This is a genomic window from Thermogutta sp. (assembly GCF_014359955.1).
In the GTDB taxonomy this organism is placed as follows: Bacteria; Planctomycetota; Planctomycetia; order Pirellulales; family Thermoguttaceae; genus Thermogutta.
This window is the reverse complement of record NZ_JACIYL010000586.1, coordinates 1-2,867: the sequence shown is the minus strand read 5'-3', so window position 1 is coordinate 2,867 and position 2,867 is coordinate 1. Positions and strand designations below refer to the sequence as shown.

Genomic DNA, 2,867 nt, shown 5'->3' with positions numbered 1-2,867 from the left:
CTCTACCGGAAATGCCTCGCCAAACTGCCGGGCGAGCGGTTCCAGACGGCGGAAGAACTGGCGCGCTCATTGAAAGTCTGCCTGGACATAGCGTCTTCGGGACTGGTCCGGGCAAAGGCGTTGCCGGTTGCCACTCCGATCGAATCTGAGGAACCTTCCATTCCCTCGACAGTCATCAGGCAGGGTCAAGATCCTGCGGCAAACCAGGTCGCCACTGCCACCCCTGTTGACCATATCTCCTCCGGTTCTGCACCGAAGTCCAAAACTTGGCCTATTTTTTCTGTGTTTGCGAAAAGCAACCTTTTGCCAATCGTGGCCGTCCTGGTTGTGAGTCTGGCCGCTGGTGGCTTGCTCATGTGGATAAGTTTTCACGTCGGTGGAACTCGCACACCCGAGGGTTTGCAGAAGCCTCCCCAAGCCGTGAATGCGTCAGCACACTCAGACCAGAGCACCCCTCCCCAGCGCCGCCCTGAAGATGACCCCGAAGAGTTCCGGCGTCGGATTGAACAATGGATGAGAACGCAAGCGGCGAAGCAAACGGAAGGCGGCACACCTTCCCCGAGAGAAAAGGCTGTTCAGGGTTCGCGCAAATAGAAAAGTTCTCGCCGAAATCCAGAGATTGCAGCGGCGCTCTCCTCGCTTCGTTGTTGACCGAGGAGCCGTCCCTTTGGATGGGCTGGTGAGTGCGAACGGGCTCGCGGAGCGGCGCCGAAACATTTTCCCTACAACCGGAAACGTGCCTGCGGACTTTTATTCATCGTCGGCGGATAGTTGACGTTTGTCATCGTCGCGTGGTATATTGGCGGCTGATGCAGGATTCCGCGGATTCCGCATGGATCGCCGCCCAAGAAAGGAGGTTGGGCCGAATGATTCAAACTTTGGGAATCGTTGATGCCTGTTTTCGTACCGACAAGGAGCGTCGCCGGGCCGCCGGCCGATTGCAGGGCAAGTCGGTTCTGGAATGGGTTTCACGCCGTGCGACGGATTGCCAGCAGCTTGACGGCGTCATCGTTGTGACGACGGCCGATCCAGCCAACGACTTTGTCAAAGACCTCGTTCCCTTGGACGTTCCTGTCTTTGCCGCTGAAGCGGAGGATGTTTTATCCCTCTGGGCAAAAGCTCTCGAAGCCTATCCCTGCGAAAAATTTGTGCGATTCGAGACAGTCTGCCCGTTTGTGGATCGGTTCCTGGTAGATCGGCTCGTCAAAGAAGCACGGCGTCTTCCCGAACCAGCCGACTATGTCGGCTACCGCACTCAGGATGGCACGCCGGCCATGCTAAGCTCTGCGGTTCTTTACGGCGAACTCGTTCTCACCAAGACGCTCCACCGCCTCAACGAGAAGCTTCGAAGTGCTGAGGACCGACAGCATCCAACAAAGTATATCTATATGCATCCCGATCGATTTCGTGTTCACTGGATCCCGGTCCCGGAGAAACTCGATCGTCGCGACATTCGACTCGTGCTGGTGAACGAGGACGACTGGGAAGTACATCAGATTATTGTGGACACCCTCGGCCCGGATTGTGATGGACACCACATTGCGGGACTCATTGAGGGCTGCCCTTCCTTGCGACGGCAAATGGAAGCTATCAATCTGGGAGTCGGCCGTGAGGGATTTGCATCCCAGAATAGTTTGACCGAGCCCCATTCGGTTCGTCGTCCTCGATAAACCGGTCGAACTGTGCAGCGCTCAGTTCGACGATGAACCGCTGCTTTCCGTCTCCGAAGAACTTCTCGGCGGTAAGCGCGGTTCGGGCATGGTCTTGTAGTATGACCGTTCTACGTGGTCCACGTACTCGGCCGGCCAGCCCGGGGCCTCGACATCGGTCAAACGGATATCCACTTTCTGGTCCGGTGGGATAACCTGTTTCGCCGCCGCCAGGACGGCGTTGATCCGTGCCTGGTTGACGTCTTCTGTCAACGTCTTCTTGACGTAGATTGTGCGATGCCGGAGAGGTGCTTGGGTCACAATCCACTGCACCTTTCGACGGCCAGCCTCGGTCAGCGACTGGCCCGACTCGTCGAATAAATGGTCCGCAATCAGGTTTTGCTTCATCCAGCCGTTGGCCACCATCGTGACAAAAGGCATCCGCACACTCGCCCGGTCCGACGGCACAAAGGCGTCCGGCCAGCAATTGTTGCGTGCTGTGTCAACACCGATACTGTGCAATAAACCACCCCCTGCCCAGAGCGGATTGCCTATCCCAATCACCAAGCCTGCCGATATCACTAACCACCACAGAGTTTTCATGGATCACCTCGTGCCATTTGCAGCCTACGGCCCGGCGTTGCCTGCTTGTTCGGTAGCAGCGAACAGCAAAATGACGAAAATGACGGACGTCGTGCCGCTACAGGATTTATCGGCAAGCCTTCCTGCCGATTCCCATCTAATTCCAGGTGGGAAAAAGTGCCCGACGGTCGAAAACGCTTACATTTTGCCATTTAAGCGACGTCACCCTGTTAAAGTCATCGCATCTTGTCTCGCTGAACAAATCCGATTCAACTTATCTGCCGATTTTGCCGATTTTAGGCGATGGACCGGTTTCACGCACAACGCGGAGAGGCCGTCCGCGCATGCGTCCAGGATCGTATGGAGAATCCAGTCATGATTCGGGTTGGATTCCAACTCGTTCGTCCGATAACATTTTGCCTGGTAATCGCTTTGTTTGCCGGGTGTCGGAGTACCTCGTTTTCGGCGGATAGCGGCCGGTCGGGCCCTCTCTCTGAGGCTCCTTTGTTCAACCACGGGGCCTCCGCCAAGCCGGCGGCCCCTCCTTTGACGGGACAGGTCGGTGTCGCAAATGGGTCAAATTCCTCTGGAGAATTTGACCTCCTTGCTGGGGTCAAAGACGGGCTGGAGAAGGTT

The 2,867-nt window shown here is 56.6% G+C and carries 3 protein-coding genes; 2 read left to right on the top strand and 1 reads right to left on the bottom strand.

Features of this window, described 5'->3' with window-relative positions; genetic code table 11:
* Both H5U08_RS14675 and H5U08_RS14670 read left to right on the top strand, forming a co-directional pair.
* Positions 1 to 594, top strand: a 594-nt coding sequence (locus H5U08_RS14675) for a hypothetical protein (protein ID WP_297034641.1), incomplete at its 5' end; no start/stop codon positions are given.
* Between the two features lie 272 nt (positions 595 to 866).
* The gene (locus tag H5U08_RS14670; RefSeq protein WP_297034638.1) at positions 867 to 1,670 is read left to right on the top strand and encodes a hypothetical protein; all 804 of its coding nucleotides are present in this window, start codon (positions 867 to 869) and stop codon (positions 1,668 to 1,670) included.
* A 21-nt stretch (positions 1,671 to 1,691) separates the two neighbouring features.
* On the opposite strand, the gene H5U08_RS14665 is transcribed toward H5U08_RS14670, so the two are convergent.
* Entirely contained in the window at positions 1,692 to 2,252 is a 561-nt protein-coding gene (locus H5U08_RS14665) for a hypothetical protein (RefSeq protein WP_297034635.1), read from the bottom strand.
* Between the last annotated feature and the right edge of the window lie 615 nt (positions 2,253 to 2,867).

Excerpts from the sequence above, each read along its gene's own strand:
- H5U08_RS14665 (WP_297034635.1), bottom strand. The coding sequence starts at position 2,252 with ATGAAAACTCTGTGGTGGTTAGTGATATCGGCAGGCTTGGTGATTGGG.
- H5U08_RS14670 (WP_297034638.1), top strand. The coding sequence starts at position 867 with ATGATTCAAACTTTGGGAATCGTTGATGCCTGTTTTCGTACCGACAAG.